The sequence below is a fragment of the Kitasatospora sp. NPDC036993 genome, assembly GCF_055607525.1.
Window position 1 is genome coordinate 1 of sequence record NZ_JBVJRP010000007.1, and the last position, 21,105, is coordinate 21,105.

The window sequence follows — 21,105 nt, forward strand, 5'->3', positions numbered from 1 at the left end:
GGCTCCCAGTAGACGACTGGGTTGATAGGCCGGATATGGAAGCCCTGTGAGGGGTGGAGTTGACCGGTACTAATAGGCCGAGGGCTTGTCCTCAGTTGCTCGCGTCCACTGTGTTGTTCTGAAACAACGACCCCGACCCGGGTTTGTATGGGTTGGTGCGGTTGACAGTTTCATAGTGTTTCGGTGGTCATAGCGTGAGGGAAACGCCCGGTTACATTCCGAACCCGGAAGCTAAGCCTTACAGCGCCGATGGTACTGCAGGGGGGACCCTGTGGGAGAGTAGGACGCCGCCGAACAATTCTTCCGAAAAGCCCCTGATCCCAACGGATCAGGGGCTTTTCGTATTTCCGGTCAGATGGTCGGATCAGCCGCCCCGGCGGGACAGCCACGGCCGCCGTCGCGGTGCGGCCGTCGCGCCGCCGGCCTGGGACTGGAGGGTGGCCACGGCGCTGCGGATCAGGATGCGCACTCCCTCGGCCGCCGTCTCCGCCGACATCGACGCGCTCTGCTCCCGGCCGGACGTCTGGCTCGGCAGGTACGGCAGGCGCGCGAACCCGCCGCGCAGCTCCGGGTGTTCGGTGGCGATCAGGTGTGCCAGCCCGTAGAAGACGTGGTTGCAGAGCTGGGTGCCGGCGGTGTGCGAGACGGTGGCCGGGATTCCGGCCTGCTGGACCGCCTCCACGCAGGCCTTCACCGGCAGGGAGGAGAAGTACGCGGCCGGCCCGTTCGGCACGACCGGTTGGTCGATCGGCTGGTTGCCCTTTCGGTCGGGTGTCCGGACGGCGTCGTCGAGGTTGATCGCCACCCGCTCCACCGTCAGGTCCGGACGGTTGCCACCCTGGCCCGTGGCGATGACCAGGTCGGGTTTGAACCCGGCCACCGCCCGGCGCAGTTCGGTGATCGAGTCGCCGAACACCCAGGGCAGCTCGGCGAACTTCAGGGCCACTCCGGCCGGTGGACCGGCGGCGACCAGCCGGCCCGCCTCCAGGGACGAGTTCAGGGGATCGCGGCCGAACGGTTCGAAGGCGGTCAGCAGGACGCGGATGATGGCGGACCTCCTCGCGTACGGGAACGTACGGACCCGATTTATGCCGTTCGAGCGTAGAGCCGTCCCGAATGTCCCGGCAAGCCCCACTGGGTTTCCGGTGAACCCAGTGGCCTGATTGTGCGTCATGTCCGGCGCAGTGCACCGTTTGTACGGAGGGACGCGAGGGTGGGGTAGCCGTCGACGGCCATCAGGAGGTCGGCCTCGGCCAGCAGCGAGCGCAGCACGTGCACGATGCCGTCGGTGCCCTCCAGGGCCAGCCCGTAGGCGTACGGGCGGCCCACGCCGACGGCGGTGGCGCCGAGGGCGAGCGCCTTGACGACGTCGGCGCCGGAGCGGATGCCGGAGTCGAACAGGACGGGCAGGCTGTCGGCGGCCTCGACCACGTCGGGGAGCAGGTCGAGGGCGGCCAGGCCGCCGTTGGCCTGGCGGCCGCCGTGGTTGGAGCAGTAGACGCCGTCGACGCCGCCGTCCCTGGCCCGGCGGACGTCCTCGGGATGGCAGATGCCCTTGAGGAGGATCGGCAGGTCGGTGAGCGAGCGCAGCCAGGGCAGGTCGTCCCAGGTCAGCGGGTTCCCGAAGACGCCGACCCACTCCAGGACGGTCGCCTGGAGGTCCTCCTCCGGCGCCTTGGCGAGACGGGCGCGGAAGACCGGGTCGGAGGTGTAGTTGGCCAGACAGTGGCCGCGCAGCTGGGGGAAGTTGGCGGTGGCCAGGTCGCGGGGGCGCCAGCCGGTCACCCAGGTGTCCAGGGTGACGACGATGCCGCGGTAGCCGGCGGCCTCCGCCCGGTGCACCAGGCTCTCGGCGAGCGCCCGGTCGGTGGGCGTGTAGAGCTGGAAGAATCCGGGGGTGTCGCCGAACTCGGCGGCCACCTGCTCCAGCGGATCGACCGTCAGGGTCGAGGCCACCATCGGCACACCGGTCCTGGCGGCGGCCCTGGCGGTGGCGAGGTCCCCGTGGCCGTCCTGCGCGCAGAGGCCGATGACCCCGATCGGCGCCATGAACAGCGGACTTGGCAGCCGCTGTCCGAACAGCTCCACCGACAGGTCCCTGGTGCTCGCGCCGGCCATCATCCGCGGCACCAGGCCCCACCGGTCGAAGGCGGCGATGTTCGCCCGCTGGGTGGATTCGTCACCCGCCCCGCCCGCGACGTAGGAGAGCACCGACGGTGCCAGCGCCGCGCCCGCCCGTGCCTCCAGTTCGGCGAAGGTCATCGGCATCGTCGGCAGCACGCCGCCGAGGCCCTTCAGGTAGATCTCGATCTGGTAGTCGCCGAACCGCCCCTGGAATGCCGGGTCCATCCGCTCGCCGTCCTTCCGTCCGCTGTCGACCGGGACCGTCCCGGCCTGCGGTACAGTCCGCCCGGCCCCGCCGCACGGGCGGACGGGAGGGCAGACGGCACCCCGGCATTCTCACCACGGACGGAGCCGGCGGCCAGGGGCCCGGGACGCGGACGCGGGTGCCTCACGGCCTCGGCGGTGTCACCGCGTCGGCGCGGGACGGACCCGGTGCCCGTACCGCCACACCGCCGCCGCGGCGAGCAGGGCGACCGCTCCGCCGAGCGGCATGACCGTACCGGGGGAGGAGTGGTCCACCACCAGACCGCCGGTCAGCGCGCCGGCCGAGAAGGCGGCCTGGAACACCGAGGTGAACACCACGCCGGCGGCTTCCGGGGCGTGCGGGGCCGCAGCGAGGAACCAGCTGAGCGAACAGACCGGGACGGCGCCGTATGCCAGACCCCAGAGCGCCAGCACGGCGGCGGCTCCGGGACCGCCGGTGCCCAGCAACGGCAGCAGCAGGGCAGCGGCGGCGAGCAGCACGGCCGCCGCGCCGAACACCGGTCGCAGCGCACCGGCCGCCCGGCCGCCGGCCAGGACGTTGCCGAGCAGTCCGGCGGCGCCGTAGCCGAGCAGCAGGGCGGTGACCAGCCCGGCACCGGCGTGGGTGGTGTCCGTCAGGAACGGGGTGACGTAGGTGTAACTGCCGAAGTGCGCCACCACGATCAGCACGGTCACCGCGATGCCGGTGCGGGTGCCGCGGCCGGCGAGCAGCCCGCGCAGCACGCCCAGATCGGTGGTGCTCAGCGGGGGCAGCGGCGGCAGCGACCGCAGGAGGGCCGCCAGCGCGAGCAGGGTCAGCGCGGCCACCGCGAGGAAGGCCGCCCGCCAGCCGGCCAGCGAACCGAGGAACACGCCCGCCGGCACTCCGAGCACCGAGCCGAGCGGGACGGCGGAGAAGACCAGGGTGTTGGCCCGCGACTGCCGGTGCTCGGGGACGAGGCGCGGCGCGAGCCCGGAGCCGATCGACCAGAACGCGCCGATGACCAGGCCGAGGACGACCCGGGCGGTCAGCACCGCCCAGTAGTCGGGGGCGAGCGCGTTGAGCAGGTCCGCCAAGGTGAGGACGAGCAGCAGCACGCAGAGCATGGTGCGGCGGTCCACCCGCCTGGTCGCGACGGTGACGACGGGCGCGGCCACCGCGGCGACGATGCCCGGCAGGGTCATCATCAGCCCGGCCGTGCCGTCGGAGATCCGGAAGGTGGCGCCGATCGGGGTGAGCAGGCCGATCGGCAGGATCTCGGTGGTGACGATGGAGAAGACGCCCGTCGTCACGGCGAGGACGGCGAGCGTGCCGCCGCGGCGGGCCCGGGGCTCCGGTGCGCCCGGGGCGGCCGGTGTGGGCGGGGCTGCCGGGGCGAGTCGGTCGGGTCGGTGGGTGGTGTCGGGCATGCCGGAGGTCCTGTCGGTGGGTTCGGGGTACTTCCCGAAGTCCACCAAGCGGAACGGGGGTCGGGCTGGCGTGAATCCGACGTCAACGCTTCCGTGAGGGCAGCCCGAAGGCCCGGCCGGCGTGGTCCGGGCGGGTTTGACGGCTGTCCGGGCTTCCATCACCCTTCCACTATTCGAATAGTGAAAGGGTACTTTGCCGATGCCCGCTACCTCCTCCCCGCTCAGCCCGCCCCGAGCCCTGCCGGGGCCGTCCGCTCCTCCGTCCGCGCCGCCTCCGGTCCGCCGCCCCGTCGCGCTCGCCTGGGGCCTGGCCGCCGGGTTCGCCGCGCTCTACGCCTGCGTCGCCGTCAACCGGTATCGGCGCGGCCTCAGCAAGGCCTACGACCTGGGCATCTTCGAGCAGGCGGTCCGGGCGTACGCCCACGGGCAGGCGCCGATCGTGCCGATCAAGGGGCCCGGCTACCACCTGCTCGGGGACCACTTCCACCCGCTGATCGCCGCTCTCGCCCCCGCCTACCGGGTGTTCCCGAGCCCGGTCACCCTCCTCGTCGCCCAGGCGCTGCTGATGGCGCCGGCCGTCGTCCCGCTGACCCGCTGGGCCCACGAGGTGGCCGGGCCGCGGGTGGCGCTGATCATCGGCTGCGCCACCGGGGCCTCCTGGGGGATCGTCCGGGCGGCGGCCGACGACTTCCACGAGATCGCCTTCGCCGTCCCGCTGATCGCGTTCGCCGCCACCGCACTCGGCCGCCGCCGGCCGCTCGCCGCCGCGCTCTGGTCGCTGCCGCTGCTGCTGGTCAAGGAGGACCTGGGCCTCACGGTGGCCGCCGTCGGCGTCCTGATCGCCTGGCAGGCCGGGCGGGAGCGGCGCCGCAGCCCGCTGCCGGGGCTCGCGCTCGCCGGCGTCGGCCTCGCCGCGACCGCGCTCACCGTGCTCGTGGTGCTGCCGGCCTTCAACTCCGCCGGGGGCTTCGACTACTGGCAGCAGCTGGACGGCGGCGGGCAGCCCTCGCTCCGGGCCCTGCCGCTGCGGCTCGGCTGGCCGCCGGTCAAGTGGCTGCTGCTGTTCCTGCTCGCCGCCACCGCGGGCTTCGCCGGCCTGCGCTCGCCGCTCGTCCTGCTCTGCGTGCCCACCCTGGCCTGGCGGCTGCTCTCCGCCAACCCGCACTACTGGGGCGTCAGTTACCACTACAGCGCGGTGCTGATGCCGATCGTGCTGGCGGCCCTGGTCGACGCACTCCGCCGCGTCGACGCCCGGCGTGCCAGGCGCGCGCTGGCCGTCACCGCTCTGGTGACCGCCGTGACGCTGCCGCTCTATCCGCTGCACGAGGTGGTGATGCCCGAAGCCTGGCGCACCTCGCCGCGGCTCACCGCGACCAGGGCGCTGCTCGACCGGATACCCGACGACGCCACCGTGGCCGCCTCCAACCGGCTCGCGGCCCAGCTCACCCGCCGGGCGGAGGTCACCCTGGTGTGCCGGGAACCGGTGGGGCCGGGGCCGCAGTGGGTGGCCGTCGACCTGCGCGACCCGAGCGTGCGGTCCCCGTGCGCCACCGCCGACACCGCCCGGATGCTGGACGTCTACCGGGAGCGCGGCTACCGGCAGTTGGTCGGGCAGGACGGGCTGCTCCTGCTGCGGAGCCCCTGACCGCTCCGGATGAGGCCCCGGGGCCGGCTTGACCCGCGCACCGCGGTGGGCCACTATTCCACTATTGAACTAGTGAAAGGCTGAAGCACGGGTGATCGAATACCGCATCGAGCGGCGCAGCGGCGTCTCCACCTACCAGCAGATCGTGCAGCAGACCAAGCAGGCCCTGCGGCTCGGACTGCTCCAGCCCGGAGACAAGCTGCCGACCGCCCGTGAGGTGGTCGAGCAGACCGCGATCAACCCCAACACCGTGCTGAAGGCCTATCGCGAACTCGAACGTGAAGGGCTGGTCGAGCCCCGCCCGGGGCTCGGCACCTTCGTCCGGCGCTCGCTCGCCCGGCCCGAGGCCGCGGCGGACGGGCCGCTGCGCGCGGAACTGGTCGAGTGGGTGGACCGGGCCCGGGCGGCCGGACTGGAGCGCGAGGACATCGCCGCGCTGATGGCCTCCGTCCTGGAGCAGCGCTTCGACACCGGGGTTCCCGGCGCCGAGGCGAAGGACTCCGACACCGGGGCCTGAGACTCCCCGGCAACACCGAACCGAGAACAGTGGGGGGACCGGGTGCAAGACCCGACGACCACGGCGCCCGCGTCGGCGCCGGCCCTGGGGGCAGCAGCGCTGGAGGCCACCGGCCTCGGCAGGATGTACCGGAGCGGCTGGGCCCTGCGCGGCTGCGACGTCACCGTCCCGGCCGGACGGATCTGCGGCGTGGTGGGCCCCAACGGCGCGGGCAAGAGCACCCTGCTCGCCCTCGCCGCCGGCCAGCTCGCGCCCACCGAGGGCGGGTTGCGGGTGCTCGGCGCCGTGCCCGGTACGCCCGAGCTGCGCGCCCGGGTCGCCTACGTGCCGCAGGACAAACCGCTGTACCCGGGCCTCACCGTCGCCGAGACGCTGCGGATGGGCCGCGAGCTCAATCCGGTGTGGGACCGGGAACTGGCCCAACGGATCGTCGACCAGGGTGAGTTGAAGCCCAAGGCGCGAGTCGGCTCGCTCTCCGGAGGCCAGCGCACCCGGGTCGGCCTCGCGCTCGCCCTCGGCAAGCTCCCCGACCTGCTGCTCCTCGACGAACCGATGGCCGACCTCGACCCGCTCGCCCGGCACCAGCTGATGGGCACCCTGATGTCGGCCGCCGCCGAACGCGGCACCAGCATCCTGCTGTCCTCGCACATCCTGCCCGAGCTGGAGGGCGTCATCGACCACCTCGTCCTCGTCCAGCGCGGAGGCGTCCGGCTGGCCGGCGACCTGGAGGAGATCCTCGACGGCCACCAGCTGCTCACCGGGCCGGCCGCCCAGGAGCCCGGCCTCCCGGCCGGGTCGGTGGTCGAACAGAGGGTCAGCGGCCGTCGCTCCATCGCGCTGGTCCGCACCGGCGAACCGGTGGACGGCCGGTGGGAGAGCGAGCGGCCGAGCCTGGAGGACCTGCTGCTCGGCTACCTCCGGGCACCCGCGGCGGCTCCTGCCGCCTCCTCGTCTGCCTCCGTCGCCGCCTCCGTCGCCGCCTCCGCCTCCTCCGCCGACGACTCGTACCGCCCGAACGGGGTGTCCGCATGAGCACCGACGTCCTGCCCGACCGCGCCACCGCTCCGACCGCCGTCGCCGCCCCCGGCCTGCGCGGCCTGTTCTGGCTGGCGCTGCGTCAGAACCGCTTCCTGCTCAGGACCATGGGTGTGCTGCTGGCCCTGGCGGTGGCCGAACTCGCCTGGATCCACATCGCCTGCCGGCACATCGTGGGCGTCCTGCGCCGGACCGGCTGCTACAGCGGTGCCTGGAACACCCTCAGCATGGACGAGGCCCGGTGCTGGACCCTCTTCGCGCCGATCAACCGCCCGGGCTTCTGGTACCTGGAGGTCCTCCAGCCCGCCGTCACCGCGCTCCCGCTGCTGGTCGGCGTGTTCGTCGGCGCGCCGCTGCTGGCCCAGGAGTACGAACGCGGCACCATCCGCCTGATCCGCGCACAGTCCGTCAGCCCGGCCCGCTGGCTGGCCGTCCGGCTCGCCGTGCCCGGGCTGGCCGTGCTGACCGTCAGCGGCGTGCTCGCCGCACTGATGAGCTGGGTGTGGTGGACGGACATACTGAACGGCCCGGTCGGCTTCGACCCGCCGTTCCAGTTCTTCACCTACCCGGCTCTCGGGCTCGCCCCGGTCGCCTGGTCCCTCTTCGCCCTGGTGCTCGGTGTCCTCGTCGGCAGACTGGTCCGCCGCACCCTGCCCGCGATGTTCCTCACCGGCGCCCTCGTCGCCGCCGCCCACGGCCTCGTCCTCTGGGCCCGGCCCTTCTTCCACTCCGCCGTGGAACAGGTCGCCACCCTGAGCACCCCCAAGCCCGCCAACGCCTGGCTCCTGGACCGCGGTGTCGTCCTCCCCGACGGCAGCCGCGCCGGCATCGACGCCTGCCAGACCGCCGTCACCTGCGCCGACGACGCCACCGCATGGCTCCGCTACCACCCGGTCGACCACTTCGTCCCCATCCAACTGGTCGAAGCGGGCATCCTGCTGACGCTCACGGCGGCGCTGCTGGTCGCCGTCTTCCGCTGGATCCGGTCGTAGGGTCCGCCCTCCGGCCCCGGAACCGCACGGGTGACGAGAGGTCACGCCGGTCGCCTGCCCGATCGGGGACGGCATGGCGACCGGCTGCCGGGTGGACCGCGCGCCACTTCGAGGTGCTAACTTAGGCAAGCCTAACCACGAAGTGCGACCATGCCCAGGAGGCGTCATGGCAGACCGACCGACCCGCCGGACACCACGGGCCCGCGAAACACAGGTGCTGCGCACCGAGCGGATCACGCCGCACATGGTGCGCCTGGTCCTCGGCGGTGCGGGGCTGGACGACTTCGACGCCACCGAGTTCACCGACCACTACATCAAGGTGCTCTTCACCCCCGAGGGCGTGAGCTACCCGCAGCCCTTCGACATGGCGCGGATACGCGAGGAGTTCCCGCCCGAGCAGTGGCCGACCACCCGGACGTACACCGTGCGGGACTGGGATCCGGCGCTGCGCGAGCTGACCGTCGACTTCGTGGTGCACGGCGACGAGGGCCTGGCCGGTCCGTGGGCGGCCCGTGCGCAGCCCGGCGAGACGGTGCGTTTCCTGGGCCCCGGCGGCGGCTACGCCCCCGACCCGAGCGCCGACTGGCACCTGCTGGCGGGCGACGAGAGCGCGCTGCCCGCGATCGCCGCGGCGCTGGAGCGGATGCCGGCCGACGCGGTGGTGCACGCCTTCGTCGAGGTCGCGGACGCCGCCGAGGAGCAGAAGATCCTCTCGCCCGCCGGGGTCCAGGTCAGCTGGTTGCACCGGGGCGCACGCCCGGTGGGCGAGGCGCTGGTCGAGGCGGTGGGCGCGCTGGAGTTCCCGGCCGGTACGGCATCCGCGTTCGTCCACGGCGAGGCGGGCTTCGTGAAGGAGCTGCGGCGCCTGCTGCGCCTGGAGCACGGCATCCCGCGCGAGCGGCTGTCGATCTCGGGCTACTGGCGTTTCGGTCAGAGCGACGAGGGCTGGCGGGCGGCCAAGCGGGAGTGGAACGCCCAGGTGGAGGCCGAGCAGGAGCAGCCCGGCTGATCCGCGCCGCCGAGCAGCCGCCCGCTCCGCCACGGATCTCCGGTGGCGCCGCCTGCCACGATCGCGGGTGGCGTCCGGCCTTCGGGCCGGCGCCGCCCGCGGTCGCGGTCGACCCAGGCCCGGCCGGCGGGGTCGGACCCCGGGCGGGTGTCCCGGGGGTGGGACGGGCCGCCGTGGAACGCGGCGGGCGCGTCCGCCGGTTCGGGCACCGGGCCGCCGGCCGGCCGTACGCCGCCCGGGAGTTCGGGGACGGTGTCCCGGTCCGGCGGATCCCCGCCGAGGTACTGCTCGGCCCCACCGTGGACGACGACGGCCCTGGCCGTGCGCCGACTGCCCCTCCCCGCCCGGCGGGAGCCCACCGCCGGGCGTCCGATCCCGAGCCCCGTCCGATCCCGAGCCCCGTCCGGCCCTCGTCCCCGTACGGACCGGCCGGACGGCCCCTTCCGGTGGGTGGGATCATGGGCGTCCGAGGACACGGAGCGGGACGGGGGCCAGGCGGTGGGGGAGCGGCGGCGGGGTGGGCGGCGGCCCGGGGCGGTCCTCGCCGAGGCGGACGGGCTGCGGGCGGCGGCCGGGGCGGTGGTGGCGGACCACCGGGGAGCCGTGGAGCAGGTGCGGGCGGCGTACCTCGGGCTGCGGGACCGGTTGGTGGCGGACGAGCTGGGGGCGATCCCGACGGCCCGGCTCAGGGACGTGACCGAGGGCCGGCTGCGGGTCGGGGCGCTGGAGGCGGCCGGGCTGGGGACGGTGCGGCAGGTGGCGGAGGCCTCCCGCTACACGCTCCAGCTGATCCCCGGGGTCGGGGCGCAGACGGCGGCGCAGGCGCTGGCCGCGGCCGGGCAGATCGCCAGGGCGGTCGAGCAGACGGTGGCGGTGCGGCTGGACGTGGACCGGCAGGACCCGTTGGGCACCGCGCTGGTCGTCGCGCTCCAGCGGCTGGTGGCCGCGGGGCCGGACGCACGGCGGGCCAGGGAGACCGCGGAGCGGGTCCAGGCCGAGCTGGAGCCGCTGGTGGTGGCCGCGCAGCCGGCCAGGGGGGTGCTGCGCGGGCTGTTCGCCGGGCGGGAGCGGCGGGCGCGGGCGCAGGCGGCGGTGGAGCGACTGGAGAAGGTGCTGGCCGGCTTCGGGGCGCAGGACGTCCCGGTGCTGCTCGCCCAGGCATCGGTCGACCTGCTGCGCCCGCCGGTCGAGGCGGTCGAGGCGTGGACGGACTTCGAGCTGCGTTCGGCGGACTACTACGGTGTGCTCGGCGGGATCGTCGAGGAGGCCGGGGCCGAACTCGCCGCAGCCGAGGGGTTCCTGCCGGAGGAGCTGTCGGACCGGGTGAGGGCCGAGCCGCTGGACGACACCCACTGCCGGGTGTCGCTGCGCGGCTACCAGGCGTTCGGCGCGCGGTTCGTGCTCGCCCGGAAGCGGGTGATCATCGGGGACGAGATGGGCCTCGGCAAGACGATCCAGGCGATCGCCGTGCTGGCGCACCTGCGGGCGCGGGAGAGCACCCACTTCCTGGTGGTCTGCCCGGCCAGTGTCCTGATCAACTGGACCCGGGAGGTGGAGTCGCGCAGCACCCTGCGGGCGTACCGGGTGCACGGCCAGGAGCGGGAGGCGGCGCTCGCCGAGTGGCTCCGCGAGGGCGGTGTCGCGGTGGTGACCTTCGACGGGCTGCGCCGCCTGGAGCCGGCCGAGGTGGCGGAGGCGGTCACGGTCGGGATGGTCGTGGTGGACGAGGCGCACTTCGTCAAGAACCGGGCCGCGCAGCGCTCCCGGGCGGTGGCCGCCTGGGTGGAGCGGGTGGAGCGGGTGCTGTTCCTGACCGGGACGCCGATGGAGAACCGGGTGGAGGAGTTCCGCAGCCTGGTGCAGTACCTCCAGCCCGAGCTGGTGCCGGAGGTCCGGCCGGACTCGGCGGCCGCCGGGCCGGTGGCGTTCCGCAAGGCGGTGGCCCCGGCGTACCTGCGCCGCAACCAGCAGGACGTGCTCACCGAACTGCCCGAGGTCGTCCACGTGGACGAGTGGGAGGAGTTCGCGCCCGCCGACCTCGCGGCCTACCGGTCGGCCGTCGCGGCGGGCAACTTCCCGGCGATGCGGCGGGCCGGGTACGCGGACCCGGCGGATTCGGCGAAGCTGCGGCGGCTGCTGGAGATCGTCGGCGAGGCTGCGGAGAGCGGGCTGAAGGTGGTGGTCTTCTCGTTCTTCCGCGATGTCCTGGCCGCGGTCCGGGAGGCCCTGGAGCGGCGGCCGTTCGGGCCGGTCGACGGCTCCCTGGGGGCGGCGCGGCGGCAGGAGGTGGTGGACGCGTTCAGTGCGGTGTCCGGGCACGCGGTGCTGCTCTGCCAGATCCAGGCCGGCGGCGTGGGACTGAACATCCAGGCGGCCTCGGTGGTGATCCTGTGCGAGCCGCAGGTCAAGCCGACCCTGGAGGAGCAGGCGGTGGCGCGCTCCCGCCGGATGGGGCAGGTCCGCCGGGTGCGGGTGCACCGGCTGCTGGCGGCGGACAGCGTCGACCAGCGGATGCTGGACCTGCTGCGGGCGAAGGGCAGGCTGTTCGACGACTACGCGCGGCGCAGCGAGGTGGCGGAGTCGACGCCGGAGGCGGTGGACGTGTCGGAGCGGTCGCTGGTGGAGCTGATCGTCGAGGAGGAACAGCTGCGGCTGGCGGCTCGGGCGGATGAGACGGCGCAGGACGGCGGGCCGGCGCAGGACGGCGCCTCGTCCGCGGACGGTCACCCGTCCGCGAGCGCGCGCAGGTAGGTGAGGACGGCGCGCACCCGGCGGTGGCCGGTGTCGGGGGTGGGCATGCCGAGTTTGCCGAAGATGCCGCCGATGTGCTTGTTCACCGAGCTCTCGGCGAGGAAGAGGAGCCGCGCGATGGTCGGGTTGTTGTGGCCCTCGGCCATCAGGGCGAGCACCTCGTGCTCGCGCGGGGTGAGGGCGGCCAGCGGGTCGGGGCCGGTGCGGTGGGCCATCAGCTGGGAGATCACCTCCGGGTCCATGGCGGTGCCGCCCTCGGCGACGCGCCGCAGGGCCTGGAGGAACTCCTCGGCGCGGCCGACCCGGTCCTTGAGCAGGTAGCCGACGCCGGTGGCGCTCTGGGCCAGCAGTTCGGCGGCGTAGGCGCGTTCGACGTACTGGGAGAGGATCAGGACGGGCAGGTCGGGCAGCCGGCGGCGGGCTTCGACGGCGGCGCGCAGGCCCTCGTCGCGGAAGCCCGGCGGCAGCCGGACGTCGACCACGGAGACGTCCGGGCGGTGGTCGAGCAGGGCGGGCAGCAGTTCGTCGCCGTGCTCGACGGTCGCGCAGACCTCGTGGCCCTCGCTGTGCAGCAGCAGGACCAGGCCCTCGCGGAGCAGGGCGTTGTCCTCGGCGATCAGGATCCGCACGGTATCTCCGTTTCCAGGACGGTCGGGCCCCCGGGAGGGCTGGACAGGCGGGTGGTGCCGTCGAAGGCGGCGACCCTGCGGCGCAGGCCGGGCAGCCCGGTGCCCGCTCCGTCGGCGGCGCCGCCCCGGCCGTCGTCCTCGACCCGGACGGCGATGGAGTCGGCGGTGATCCGCAGCCGGACCAGGGCGGCGCGGGCGCCGCTGTGCCGGGCGACGTTGGCGAGCGCCTCGGAGACCACGAAGTAGGCCGCGGCCTCGGCGGCGGCGGGCGCGTCGAGTTCGCCCCGGGGCGGCGTGTCGAGTTCGACCCGGGTGGGGACGGCGCAGTGCGCGGCGAGCGACCGTACGGCCTCGGCGAGCCCGCGGTCGGCGAGCAGCGGCGGGTGGATGCCGCGCACCAGGGTACGCAGCGAGGCCAGGGCCTGTTCGGCGACGAGCTGGGTGGAGTCCACCAACTCCGCGGCCTGCTCGGGGCGTTGGTCAAGAGCGCGGCGGATCATGCCGAGCCGGAGCGAGACGGCCACCAGGTTGGCCTGGGCGCCGTCGTGCAGGTCCCGTTCGATCCGGCGCAGTTCGGCGGCGTGGGAGTCCAGGGCCGCGGACCGGCTGGTGGTCAGCTCCCGGACGCGCCGGGCGAGCGACGTGCGGGGCCGGGCGACGAGCAGCCGGCGGGAGGCCCGGGCGTGCAGGTCGGCGATCGGCGGCAGCAGCGCCAGGGCGAGGACGGCGTAGCCGACCCCGCCGGCCGCCGCCGCGACGGCCATCGGCCAGGATTCGACGGTCAGCAGGATGATCCTCCCGCGCTGGTCCGGCAGGAGCTGCCACCACACCGGTGCCGTCAGCCAGTTGACGGCATGGCTGCACAGCGTGAGGGCCGCTGCGCACAGCACCGCCCCGCCGGTGCCGTGGGCGAGCAGCCACACCAGGTCCTTGCGGACGGCCGGATCGCGCACGGAGACCCGGTCGCCGTACGGCGTGCGCGGCCGGTCGCCGCCCAGCCGCCGGCCGACCCGCCGCCGGTGGAACTCGGCGCAGCGGCGCAGCAGTCGCAGCACCGGCGGGAGGAGCGGCAGGCCAACGCCGACCAGGCAGAGGGCGAGGACGACGAGCAGCAGACAGAGCCCGGCCGACGCGGCCAGACCGGTGCCGAGGCAGAGCAGGAGGTACCAGGCGGCGGCGGGGGAGCGGCGTGCCACCCACCGGGCGGCGGAGCGCAGGGCCGACCGGGCCGTGGAGCGGACGGTCGGCCGGTCCGTGGACGCGGCAATCCTGTTCGCCCGCACGATCGTTCAGTTCCCCCGCGCTTGCGAACCGGCCGGCTGACTGCCGATCACCCTAACACCGGCCCCGGCCGTGGCCCGTGGCCCTTTCCCTCGGCAGCGGCGCACCTCCACAATGGGGCGGGTCGATCGCGGACACGGGGGGTCCTGGATGGAGTGGCTGCTGGGGATCGGTGGGGCCCTGCTGCTCGGCGTGCTGACCAACCTGGTGTACGACTTCGCCAAGTTCGGCGGCTCGCGCCTCGGTTCCCGGGTGCCGGCGCCGAGGGTCCGCCGGGCGAGCCTGACGGCGGCGGCCCGGGCGCACGACGTGCGGGCGGACGGGCTGGCTCCGCTGATCACCTGGTCGGCGACCCGGCCGCTGACGCCGGGCACGCTGGTGACGACGTACCAGGGGCGGGTGGTGCGCCCGCACGTGCTGGACGCGGTCGGGTGGGCGGACGAGGTGGCGCGCCAGCGGGCGGCCGGGGCGGCGGGCCGGACGGCGTACGTCACGCGGCTGACGGTCGATCACGGCGAGCACGGCGGCGCGCGGGTCTGTGAGGTGGACATCGCCGAGAGCGACTACGCGGAGTGCATGGCCAGCACCCGGCTGGGCCGGGAGGACCCCGAGGTGGCCCGGCTGCTGCGCGGCGCGCTGGACGAGGGCCTGACGAGCTTCGTGGCCGTCGCGCCGCCCACGATGGTCAGCGCCTGCGTCGCGGTGCGGGACCGGCTGGGCAGGCTGCTGCTGCTCCGCCGCTCGCTGGCGGTCAACACCTTCCCGGCGCAGTGGACGGTCGGGATCAACGAGACGATGAAGTACCGCGACGAGCCGGGCGCCGCCGAGGACTTCTACGGGCTGGTCCTGCGGGCGCTGGAGGAGGAGCTGGGCCTGCTGCCGGCCGACGTCGGGCCGACCGTGATCACCTGGCTGGGCTGGAGCGAGCCCGCCTCCTGCTACACGCTGGTGGCCACCGTCCGCTCCCGGCTCGACGCGGCCGGGATCGACCGCCGCCGCGAGGCCTGCCACAGCACCTTCGAGCACGACATGGCCGTCTGGGTGCCGTTCACCCGCCGTACGGTCTCCGAACTGGTCGAGGGCGGCACCTGCCCGGACGGCTCGCGGCGCTGGTCGTACCTCGCGCCGCTGGTGGCCTGGGAGGCTTGGCGAGCGGCGCAGCAGGAGCGGGCGTAGCGACGGCGGAGCAGGGCGGAACGGCTGTGGGGCAGGGCGGAACGACCGTTCCCGGGAACGGTCGTTCCGTGCGGAACGGGTGCGCCGGGGACGGCCGGGGCCTTCCTGCGCGGCAACCGGCCGGCCGGGGGTGCCGCCGCCTGCGCCACCCGGCCGCTGGAGTCGGCGGGCACCCGGCTGTCGGCTGCCGAGGTCCACCGGGCGGCACTGGCGACGATCGGCGACCTGTACGGCGTGGTGGTGGAGTCCCCGGCCGACCTCGGCTGAGTGCGCGCGGCCTCCGGTGCCTCCGGCCGGATCGCCACCGTTGCGCCTCCGCCTCGTTGACCGGGTGTTCGCACGGCGTCGGCGGAGGGCGGGCAGGGGCATGGCGGGGAGCGGGGCGGCGGGCGGTTCGCCGGAGCCGGAACCGGGGCTGGAGTGGGGGCCGGAGCTGGCGGAGTCGTACCGGCTCTGTGAGCAGGAGGTGGCCGACCACCTGGCCTCACTGCGGGCGATCAGCGACGCGCTGCCCCCCGAGGTGCGGCCGTACGTCCACGCCCTCAACGGCTTCGCCTCCCGCTCCGACCGGATCGCCGATGCCGATGCCGACGCCGACGCCACCGAAGGGCGTACGGAAGGGCGTACAGAAGGCCCCGCCGAGCGGGAGCGCCGGTTCGCCCGCTGGCGGGCCGACACCCTGGCCGAGCTGGCGGCCGGCCGCAGCGGGCACCCGCTGCGCCGGGCGTTCGTGGACACGGTGCGGCGCTGGGGGCTGGACCCGGCGCTCGTCGAGGAGTTCCTGGACGCCACCCGGGCCGACGGTGCCCGCCCGCCCGCCTTCGGGACCCACGAGGACCAGCGCCGCCACCTGCGGGGCGTCGCGGGGACGATCACCGAGCTGTGGGCCCCGCTGCTGGGCGCGCGGGGCCGGGAGGCGGCGGACGCGCTGTCCGCACTGGGGGAGGCCTGCCAGCTGGCGGACATCCTGGAGGACCTCCCGCTCGACCTCGCGGCCGGCCGCTGCTACCTGCCGGGCGAGGACCTGCGCCGCCTCGGGCTGACCGTCGCCGACCTCGGCCGGGACGCTCACCGGGCGGACCACCCGGCCGGCCCTCGCGCCGACACTGGTGCGGACCCCCGCGCCGACCCCGGCGCCGCCCGCCGGGACGCCCTGGACGAGCTGGTCGCGAGCCAGCGGGGCCACCTCCACCGGCTGCTGGAGCGGGCCCTGCCCGCCACCTGGCTCGCCGCCCCCGAGTGCCGCCCGTTCCTGCACGCCGTGCTGCTCGGCGCCCAACTCCAGTACGACGAGGTCACCCTGGTGGGCTCGCGCGTCCTGACCGAGGGCCTCACGCCGTTGCGCACCGACGGAACCACACCCCTCCGCCGCACCCGGTCCGCGCCCGCGGAGGACGTACCCGCGGAGGACGTACCCGCGGAGGACGCGCCCGCCCACGTCGCCGTGATCATGGACGGCAACCGCCGCTGGGCCGAAGCCCGGCAGCTGCCCGCCCGGCAGGGCCACCAGGCCGGGCAGCGGGCCGCGCTGCGCCTGGTCAACGCGGCGCTTCGGCTGGGCGTTCGGCACCTGAGCCTCTACGCGTTCTCCAGCGAGAACTGGGGCCGCCCGCCCGAGGAGCTGACCGCGCTCTTCGACTCCCTGGCCGACGGCCTCACCCGCAGCGCCGAGAGCCTGCACGCGCTCGGCGTCCGGATCCGCTGGTGCGGGCGGCGGGACCGGGTGGACGAGTCGCTGGCCTCCTCGATCGCGCTGGTGGAGAGCCTGACGTCCAACAACGGCACGCTGACCCTGACGGTGTGCGTGGACTACGGCGGCCGGGAGGAACTGGCCGCCGCCGCCCGGGGACTGGCCGCCGAGGCGGTGTCGGGCGGGATCCGTCCGGAGCAGATCGGCCCGGCCGACCTCGCCCGGCACCTGTACGTCCCCGATCTCCCGGACGTCGACCTGCTGATCCGCACCTCGGGGGAGCAGCGGATCAGCAACTTCCTGCCCTGGCAGCTCGCCTACGCCGAGCTGCTGTTCGACCCGACGCCGTGGCCCGACTACGACCTGGCCAGGCTGCGCGGCGCCGTCCGGGCCTACGCGGACCGCGAGCGCCGCTTCGGCGGCGGCGTGCCCGCCCAGCCTCGGGCGTCCCGCGGCGACCGCCCGGCCTCCGGGAGCACCGCGGCCACCACTGCTGCCGCCACCGCGGTTACTCCTGCGCGGCCGGGGGAGGGGTGTACGTCCCCTCGGCCGTGACGTACGCCAGCACGGTGTCCACGGTGACCGGGTGCGCGCCGAAGCTCGTGGTGTACGCGTCCACCGCCTCCTGGGTCGGGCGCAGCGGCGCCTCGCTGAGCCGGACCTTCATCGGCTGCCCCGCGGGCACCGGTGCGGCCGTCAGCTTCCCCTCCGTCAGGCCGCAGCGGAACGCCGAGCGGTGCCCCATCTCCGCGCCGCTGACCTCGCAGCGGCCGGAGCCCAGGCCGTCCTTGATCGCGCCGACCAGGTCCACCACCCGGTAGACGCCCTGGGAGGTGCGGACGGAGACGCCACCGTCGAGCGCACCGTCGCCGTACGCCTTCGGCGGGTCCGCGAGTGACGGGTCGCCCTGGGCCGCTTGGATCGGCAGCCGGACGGACATGCCGTGCTCGCCCAGGACCAGCCGTGCCGGGGCGACGGCCTCCACCATCGCCTGGAAGCGGTCCAGCTGGGTCTGGGCCTCCGGGGTCCAGCGCAGCTCCACCCAGCCGTCGGAGAGGGTGCCCAGCCTCCCGGTACTCCCGGTACTCCCGGTACTCCCGGTACTCCCGGTGCCGCCGGTGCTCCCGATACCCCCGGTGCCGCCGTCCACGGCGCCGGCCGCCGTCCCGGTGAACCGACCCAGCAGCGGGGCGATCAGCGCCGCGCCCAGCAGCATGCGTCGTGTGGTGCTCATGGTCCCGAACCGTCCTTCCCTGGCCGCCCGCGCACGGCCCCGGGACGGATCATCCGTCCACCGACCGTCTCCGACGGTGTCCCGGGCGGCGAAACCACCCGGGCGGGGGGAGCGGGGTGCGGCCCAGGGTGGTACGGCCGCGCCGCGGCGCCCCCCGGACCGCTGTCGAGCGGGTGTTCACGCTCCCCTGTGCATCCATCCCACTCTTGAGTTGAACGTGTTCAAAGATGTGCGCCATGATGAGGACGCGCGCCAACACCCCTACCGCGGCCTGCGGCGGAGGGCGATTCCGTGCTTCCCCGTCACGCTCCGAATTCCCGCACCAGACACCGGAGTCGACCGTGCGACACCTGCTGCGACGCCACCCCTTCGCGATGCGCACCCACTTCGCGCACTCGCTCGTCCTCACCTACGCCCTGCCACCCCGCCTGCTCACCCCGCTGGTGCCGCCCGGGCTCGCCCTCGACACCCACACCGACCCCGACGGCACCGAGCACGGCTTCGTCGCCGCCGCCGTCGTGGATTCGTCCCGGCGGACGGCGCGCCCGTCCCGGTGGTCCCCGGTACGGCCGTCCACGACGCGGTCCGCTAGGCCCTGGACGACTACGACACCGACGCCCGGCTGACCGACAGCCTCGCCGGGATGCTGATCGCCGTCGCGGTCGGCTACAGCGCGATCGCCACCGCCAACGGCACCGCCCTGTCCGTCCACGGCCGCCGCCGCGACCTCGCCGTCCTGCGCTCGGCCGGAGGCACCGCCGGACAGCTGGTCCTGTTCGCCGCGGCCGAAGCCGCCCTGGTGACAGTCATCGGCACGGCCCTCGGCCTGCTGGCCGCCCTTCCGCCCCTGGCCGGCCTGGCCTCCGGCCTCTCCCAGAGCACCGGAGCCCCCCGTCACCCTCCACCTGGATCCGGGCACCCTGGCGGCCGTGGCCTGCGCCTGTCTGCTGATGGCCGGCTCGACCGGTGCGGCGGTGACATGGCGCTCGCTGCGACGGATCTGAGGCGGCGCGGCCCTCGGGCCCGATCAGGCCGTGAACGCCTCGCCGAGTCCGCCGGGCGCGGGGGCCGCTTCGTCAGGGGTTCGCCGGGAGGGCCGGGGCGTGGCGGGGCTGGGGCGGGAGGGCGAGGGTGAGGGCGTCGGGGGAGGCCGGTGGGAGGGCGAGGGCGGAGGCGGTCTCGGCGGGGAGGGGGCGGAGGCCGAGGAGGGCGGTGGTGAGACGGGTGGTGGCGCGGTGCCAGTCGGGGATGCGCTGGAGCATGGCGTGGCCGCTGCCGGTGACGGTGTAGCCGCAGACCCGGGCGCCCGCGGCGCGGCTGCGGGCGGCGAAGGCGTGGGTTTCGGCGGGCGGGGTGACGGTGTCGCGGTCGCCGTGGAGCATCAGCACGTCACGGCCGGCGAGCTGTTCGCACGGGTCCTCGGCCGGGCACCACGGCGCGAGGGCGACCAGCCCGGTGACGGACCGGTGCCCGCCGGCCAGGAGCGCCGCGCGCCCGCCCATCGAGTGGCCGATCAGGACGGTCGGCACGGGCCCCAGCAGCGCGGTCAGTTCGTCGAGCGCGGCGGTCGCGTCCCGCGCGGCGTCGGCCCGGTCGCCGTTCCAGCCGCGGTGGCGGTAGCGGACGGTCGCGACGGCGACCCCGGCGCCCGCGGTCGCCCTGGTCAGCCCGCGCAGGAAGCCGTGCATCCGCAGCAGCGGGAGGTTGAGGCGCCCGGGCCTGGCGAGGTTGTGCTCCTCGCCGCCGTGCAGCACCAGGACGGCGGCCCGGGCCGCTTCCGGCCGGACCCGCCAGTGCAGCGCCCGGTGGTCCACCGCGCGCGCCGCCGTACCGCCCACTGCCGTACCGCCCGCCGTCGTGCCGCTCACTGCCGCACCGTCCCGTCCGTCCCACCCCGTGGCCAGCCCCGCACCGCCACTGTACGCGTGCGGACGGGGCCGGGATTCACCCGAGGGGACCAGCCCGGACGGCGGGCGCGCGCGGCCGGAGCGGGCGCCTGCTATCCACGAAGGGTGGGGGGCCGGAAGCGCCCGCTCGTGGCGCCGTGTCACCGAGTGGAGGACTCCATGGCTCAGCAGCTCGCACTGTCCGTCGACTTCGGGTCGGGCTTCACCGAGGCCTGGTCCAAGATCGCCAAGGTCATTCCGCAGTTCATCGCCTTCCTGGCGATCCTGGTCATCGGCTGGTTCGTGGCGAAGGCGATCGCCAAGATCCTCGACCGGGTGCTGCGCCGGGTCGGCTCGGAACGGGTCGCGGAGCGGTCCGGGATGGCCGCCCGCCTGCAAGGTTCCAAGTACGACATGACCGGCATCATCTGCAAGGTCGTCTACTACATCGTCCTGCTGATGGCCCTGCAGCTGGCGTTCGGCGTCTTCGGCTCGAACCCGATCAGCACGATGATCCACAGCATCGTCGCCTGGCTGCCGCGCGGCATCGTCGCGATCGTGATCGTGGTGGTCGCGATGGCCATCGCCAACGGCGTGCGCGACATCGTCGGCAACTCGCTGTCCGGCGCCTCGTACGGCCGGACGGTCGCCACCCTGGTCTGGGCGTTCATCGTCGGCCTCGGCGTGATCGCCGCGCTGGGCCAGGCCGGGATCGCCACCACGATCACCGGACCGGTGCTGATCGCCGTGCTCGCCGCCGTCGTCGGCGTGCTGGTGGTCGGTGTGGGCGGCGGCCTGATCACCCCGATGCGCCAGCGCTGGGAGCGGTGGCTGGACGGCGCCGAGCGGGAGACCGCCCGGCTGCGGGGCAGCTCCTACCAGGCCGGCCGTTCCGACGCGCTGTCCAACCAGCCGGTCCGGCCGACCACCCAGACCGGTCCCGGCACCCCGCCCGCTCCGGGCATCGAGGGCGAGCAGAACCGGTAGTCCGGCAACCGGGGCGGCAGGGCCTGCCGGGGGTTCAGACCTCCAGCAGGCCCTGCTCGCGCACCAGCCAGCAGATCGCGGTGAGCCGCATCACGGCGTAGTCGTAGCCGACCGGCTCCCGCCAGCCGATCTCGGCGAGCGCGTCCAGGAAGCCCAGCGCGTAGTCCGACAACTCCTCACGGTCCACGGGCCGGGGCGCGAGCTCCGGCCCCTGCGCGTACAGCAGCTCCCGCAGCATCGCCGTGTGCTGGTCGACCGCCGCGACGAAACCCGGCTCGAAGGCGAACTCGGCCAGCCGGGGCGTGAAGGCCGTCACGATGCCGGGCAGCGGGCAGCCGGCCGGCTCGTCGGGGGAACGCCGGAAGGAATCGTCGGAGGTCGCGAACATCCGTCCACGGTAGGCGAGCCCCGCGACGGGAACGGACGCCCGTGACGGTTCCGTGCTGAGACCTTGGCCACCCCGGCGGCGCACCGGGGCCGGAGCGGGAACGCTCCG

The 21,105-nt window shown here is 74.7% G+C and carries 19 protein-coding genes, 2 rRNA genes and 1 pseudogene; 14 read left to right on the forward strand and 8 right to left on the reverse strand.

Annotated elements, in window-relative coordinates:
• Together ACZ7C5_RS16260 and rrf are read left to right on the forward strand one after the other, a co-directional pair.
• A 23S ribosomal RNA gene (locus ACZ7C5_RS16260) occupies positions 1 to 93 on the forward strand; the annotation flags it as partial.
• An 86-nt stretch (positions 94 to 179) separates the two neighbouring features.
• Positions 180 to 296 (forward strand): 5S ribosomal RNA (gene rrf, locus ACZ7C5_RS16265).
• A 68-nt stretch (positions 297 to 364) separates the two neighbouring features.
• On the opposite strand, the gene pcp is transcribed toward rrf, so the two are convergent.
• The 3 genes from pcp to ACZ7C5_RS16280 all read right to left on the reverse strand — a co-directional run bounded on the left by pcp (position 365) and on the right by ACZ7C5_RS16280 (position 3,777).
• A complete protein-coding gene (pcp, locus tag ACZ7C5_RS16270) occupies positions 365 to 1,048 on the reverse strand; it encodes a pyroglutamyl-peptidase I (RefSeq protein ID WP_470322941.1) in 684 nt (227 codons plus the stop codon).
• A 122-nt stretch (positions 1,049 to 1,170) separates the two neighbouring features.
• Positions 1,171 to 2,349, reverse strand: a complete 1,179-nt coding sequence (locus tag ACZ7C5_RS16275) for an alpha-hydroxy-acid oxidizing protein (protein ID WP_401083779.1) — start codon at positions 2,347 to 2,349, stop codon at positions 1,171 to 1,173.
• A gap of 180 nt (positions 2,350 to 2,529) precedes the next feature.
• On the reverse strand, positions 2,530 to 3,777 hold the full coding sequence (locus ACZ7C5_RS16280; protein WP_470322783.1) for an MFS transporter: 1,248 nt from the start codon (positions 3,775 to 3,777) through the stop codon (positions 2,530 to 2,532).
• A 199-nt stretch (positions 3,778 to 3,976) separates the two neighbouring features.
• Here ACZ7C5_RS16280 and ACZ7C5_RS16285 point away from each other — a divergent pair, with 199 nt between their 5' ends.
• From ACZ7C5_RS16285 to ACZ7C5_RS16310, 6 genes are all read left to right on the forward strand, one after another.
• Positions 3,977 to 5,422 (forward strand): DUF2079 domain-containing protein, encoded by a 1,446-nt coding sequence (locus tag ACZ7C5_RS16285; protein ID WP_470322784.1) that lies wholly within the window; start codon positions 3,977 to 3,979, stop codon positions 5,420 to 5,422.
• 91 nt (positions 5,423 to 5,513) lie between these two features.
• Positions 5,514 to 5,939: a GntR family transcriptional regulator gene (locus ACZ7C5_RS16290; protein ID WP_401083785.1), complete on the forward strand. Its 426-nt coding sequence runs from the start codon at positions 5,514 to 5,516 to the stop codon at positions 5,937 to 5,939.
• Positions 5,940 to 6,062: 123 nt separating this feature from the next.
• Positions 6,063 to 6,971, forward strand: coding sequence for an ATP-binding cassette domain-containing protein (locus ACZ7C5_RS16295; RefSeq protein ID WP_401084499.1), 909 nt, complete (start codon positions 6,063 to 6,065; stop codon positions 6,969 to 6,971).
• Positions 6,968 to 7,966, forward strand: a complete 999-nt coding sequence (locus ACZ7C5_RS16300) for a hypothetical protein (protein ID WP_470322785.1) — start codon at positions 6,968 to 6,970, stop codon at positions 7,964 to 7,966. Before ACZ7C5_RS16295 ends, ACZ7C5_RS16300 begins: the two co-directional genes overlap by 4 nt.
• Positions 7,967 to 8,132: 166 nt before the next feature.
• Positions 8,133 to 8,975 carry a siderophore-interacting protein gene (locus tag ACZ7C5_RS16305; protein ID WP_401083788.1) on the forward strand — a complete coding sequence of 281 codons (843 nt, stop codon included), beginning with the start codon at positions 8,133 to 8,135 and terminating at the stop codon, positions 8,973 to 8,975.
• A 498-nt stretch (positions 8,976 to 9,473) separates the two neighbouring features.
• Positions 9,474 to 11,726: a DEAD/DEAH box helicase gene (locus tag ACZ7C5_RS16310; protein ID WP_470322786.1), complete on the forward strand. Its 2,253-nt coding sequence runs from the start codon at positions 9,474 to 9,476 to the stop codon at positions 11,724 to 11,726.
• Here the strand turns inward: ACZ7C5_RS16310 and ACZ7C5_RS16315 are convergent.
• Both ACZ7C5_RS16315 and ACZ7C5_RS16320 read right to left on the reverse strand, forming a co-directional pair.
• Positions 11,699 to 12,355 carry a response regulator transcription factor gene (locus ACZ7C5_RS16315; RefSeq protein ID WP_401083792.1) on the reverse strand — a complete coding sequence of 219 codons (657 nt, stop codon included), beginning with the start codon at positions 12,353 to 12,355 and terminating at the stop codon, positions 11,699 to 11,701. The two genes, ACZ7C5_RS16310 and ACZ7C5_RS16315, sit on opposite strands and share 28 nt — an antisense overlap.
• Positions 12,343 to 13,551, reverse strand: a complete 1,209-nt coding sequence (locus tag ACZ7C5_RS16320; protein ID WP_470322787.1) for a sensor histidine kinase — start codon at positions 13,549 to 13,551, stop codon at positions 12,343 to 12,345. Before ACZ7C5_RS16320 ends, ACZ7C5_RS16315 begins: the two co-directional genes overlap by 13 nt.
• A gap of 235 nt (positions 13,552 to 13,786) precedes the next feature.
• On the opposite strand from ACZ7C5_RS16320, the gene ACZ7C5_RS16325 reads away from it, so the two are divergent.
• The 3 genes and pseudogenes from ACZ7C5_RS16325 (at position 13,787) to uppS (ending at position 17,057) form a co-directional block, all read left to right on the forward strand.
• On the forward strand, positions 13,787 to 14,812 hold the full coding sequence (locus ACZ7C5_RS16325) for a hypothetical protein (RefSeq protein ID WP_470322788.1): 1,026 nt from the start codon (positions 13,787 to 13,789) through the stop codon (positions 14,810 to 14,812).
• Between the two features lie 96 nt (positions 14,813 to 14,908).
• Positions 14,909 to 15,079 (forward strand): annotated as a pseudogene (locus ACZ7C5_RS16330) (cysteine hydrolase); the annotation flags it as partial.
• Positions 15,080 to 15,179: 100 nt separating this feature from the next.
• Positions 15,180 to 17,057, forward strand: a complete 1,878-nt coding sequence (gene uppS, locus ACZ7C5_RS16335; protein WP_470322789.1) for a polyprenyl diphosphate synthase — start codon at positions 15,180 to 15,182, stop codon at positions 17,055 to 17,057.
• Here uppS and ACZ7C5_RS16340 read toward each other — a convergent pair.
• The gene (locus ACZ7C5_RS16340; protein ID WP_470322790.1) at positions 17,011 to 17,736 is read right to left on the reverse strand and encodes a hypothetical protein; all 726 of its coding nucleotides are present in this window, start codon (positions 17,734 to 17,736) and stop codon (positions 17,011 to 17,013) included. The two genes, uppS and ACZ7C5_RS16340, sit on opposite strands and share 47 nt — an antisense overlap.
• Before the next feature lie 341 nt (positions 17,737 to 18,077).
• Between ACZ7C5_RS16340 and ACZ7C5_RS16345 the strand changes: the two genes are divergently transcribed.
• On the forward strand, positions 18,078 to 18,362 hold the full coding sequence (locus ACZ7C5_RS16345) for a hypothetical protein (RefSeq protein WP_470322791.1): 285 nt from the start codon (positions 18,078 to 18,080) through the stop codon (positions 18,360 to 18,362).
• A gap of 17 nt (positions 18,363 to 18,379) precedes the next feature.
• On the forward strand, positions 18,380 to 18,871 hold the full coding sequence (locus tag ACZ7C5_RS16350; RefSeq protein ID WP_470322792.1) for an FtsX-like permease family protein: 492 nt from the start codon (positions 18,380 to 18,382) through the stop codon (positions 18,869 to 18,871).
• Here ACZ7C5_RS16350 and ACZ7C5_RS16355 read toward each other — a convergent pair.
• Entirely contained in the window at positions 18,813 to 19,604 is a 792-nt protein-coding gene (locus ACZ7C5_RS16355) for an alpha/beta hydrolase (protein WP_401083803.1), read from the reverse strand. The two genes, ACZ7C5_RS16350 and ACZ7C5_RS16355, sit on opposite strands and share 59 nt — an antisense overlap.
• Before the next feature lie 198 nt (positions 19,605 to 19,802).
• Here ACZ7C5_RS16355 and ACZ7C5_RS16360 point away from each other — a divergent pair, with 198 nt between their 5' ends.
• On the forward strand, positions 19,803 to 20,609 hold the full coding sequence (locus ACZ7C5_RS16360) for a mechanosensitive ion channel family protein (protein WP_401083805.1): 807 nt from the start codon (positions 19,803 to 19,805) through the stop codon (positions 20,607 to 20,609).
• Between the two features lie 34 nt (positions 20,610 to 20,643).
• On the opposite strand, the gene ACZ7C5_RS16365 is transcribed toward ACZ7C5_RS16360, so the two are convergent.
• Positions 20,644 to 20,997 carry a DUF6401 family natural product biosynthesis protein gene (locus ACZ7C5_RS16365; RefSeq protein ID WP_401083807.1) on the reverse strand — a complete coding sequence of 118 codons (354 nt, stop codon included), beginning with the start codon at positions 20,995 to 20,997 and terminating at the stop codon, positions 20,644 to 20,646.
• Positions 20,998 to 21,105 lie beyond the last annotated feature (108 nt).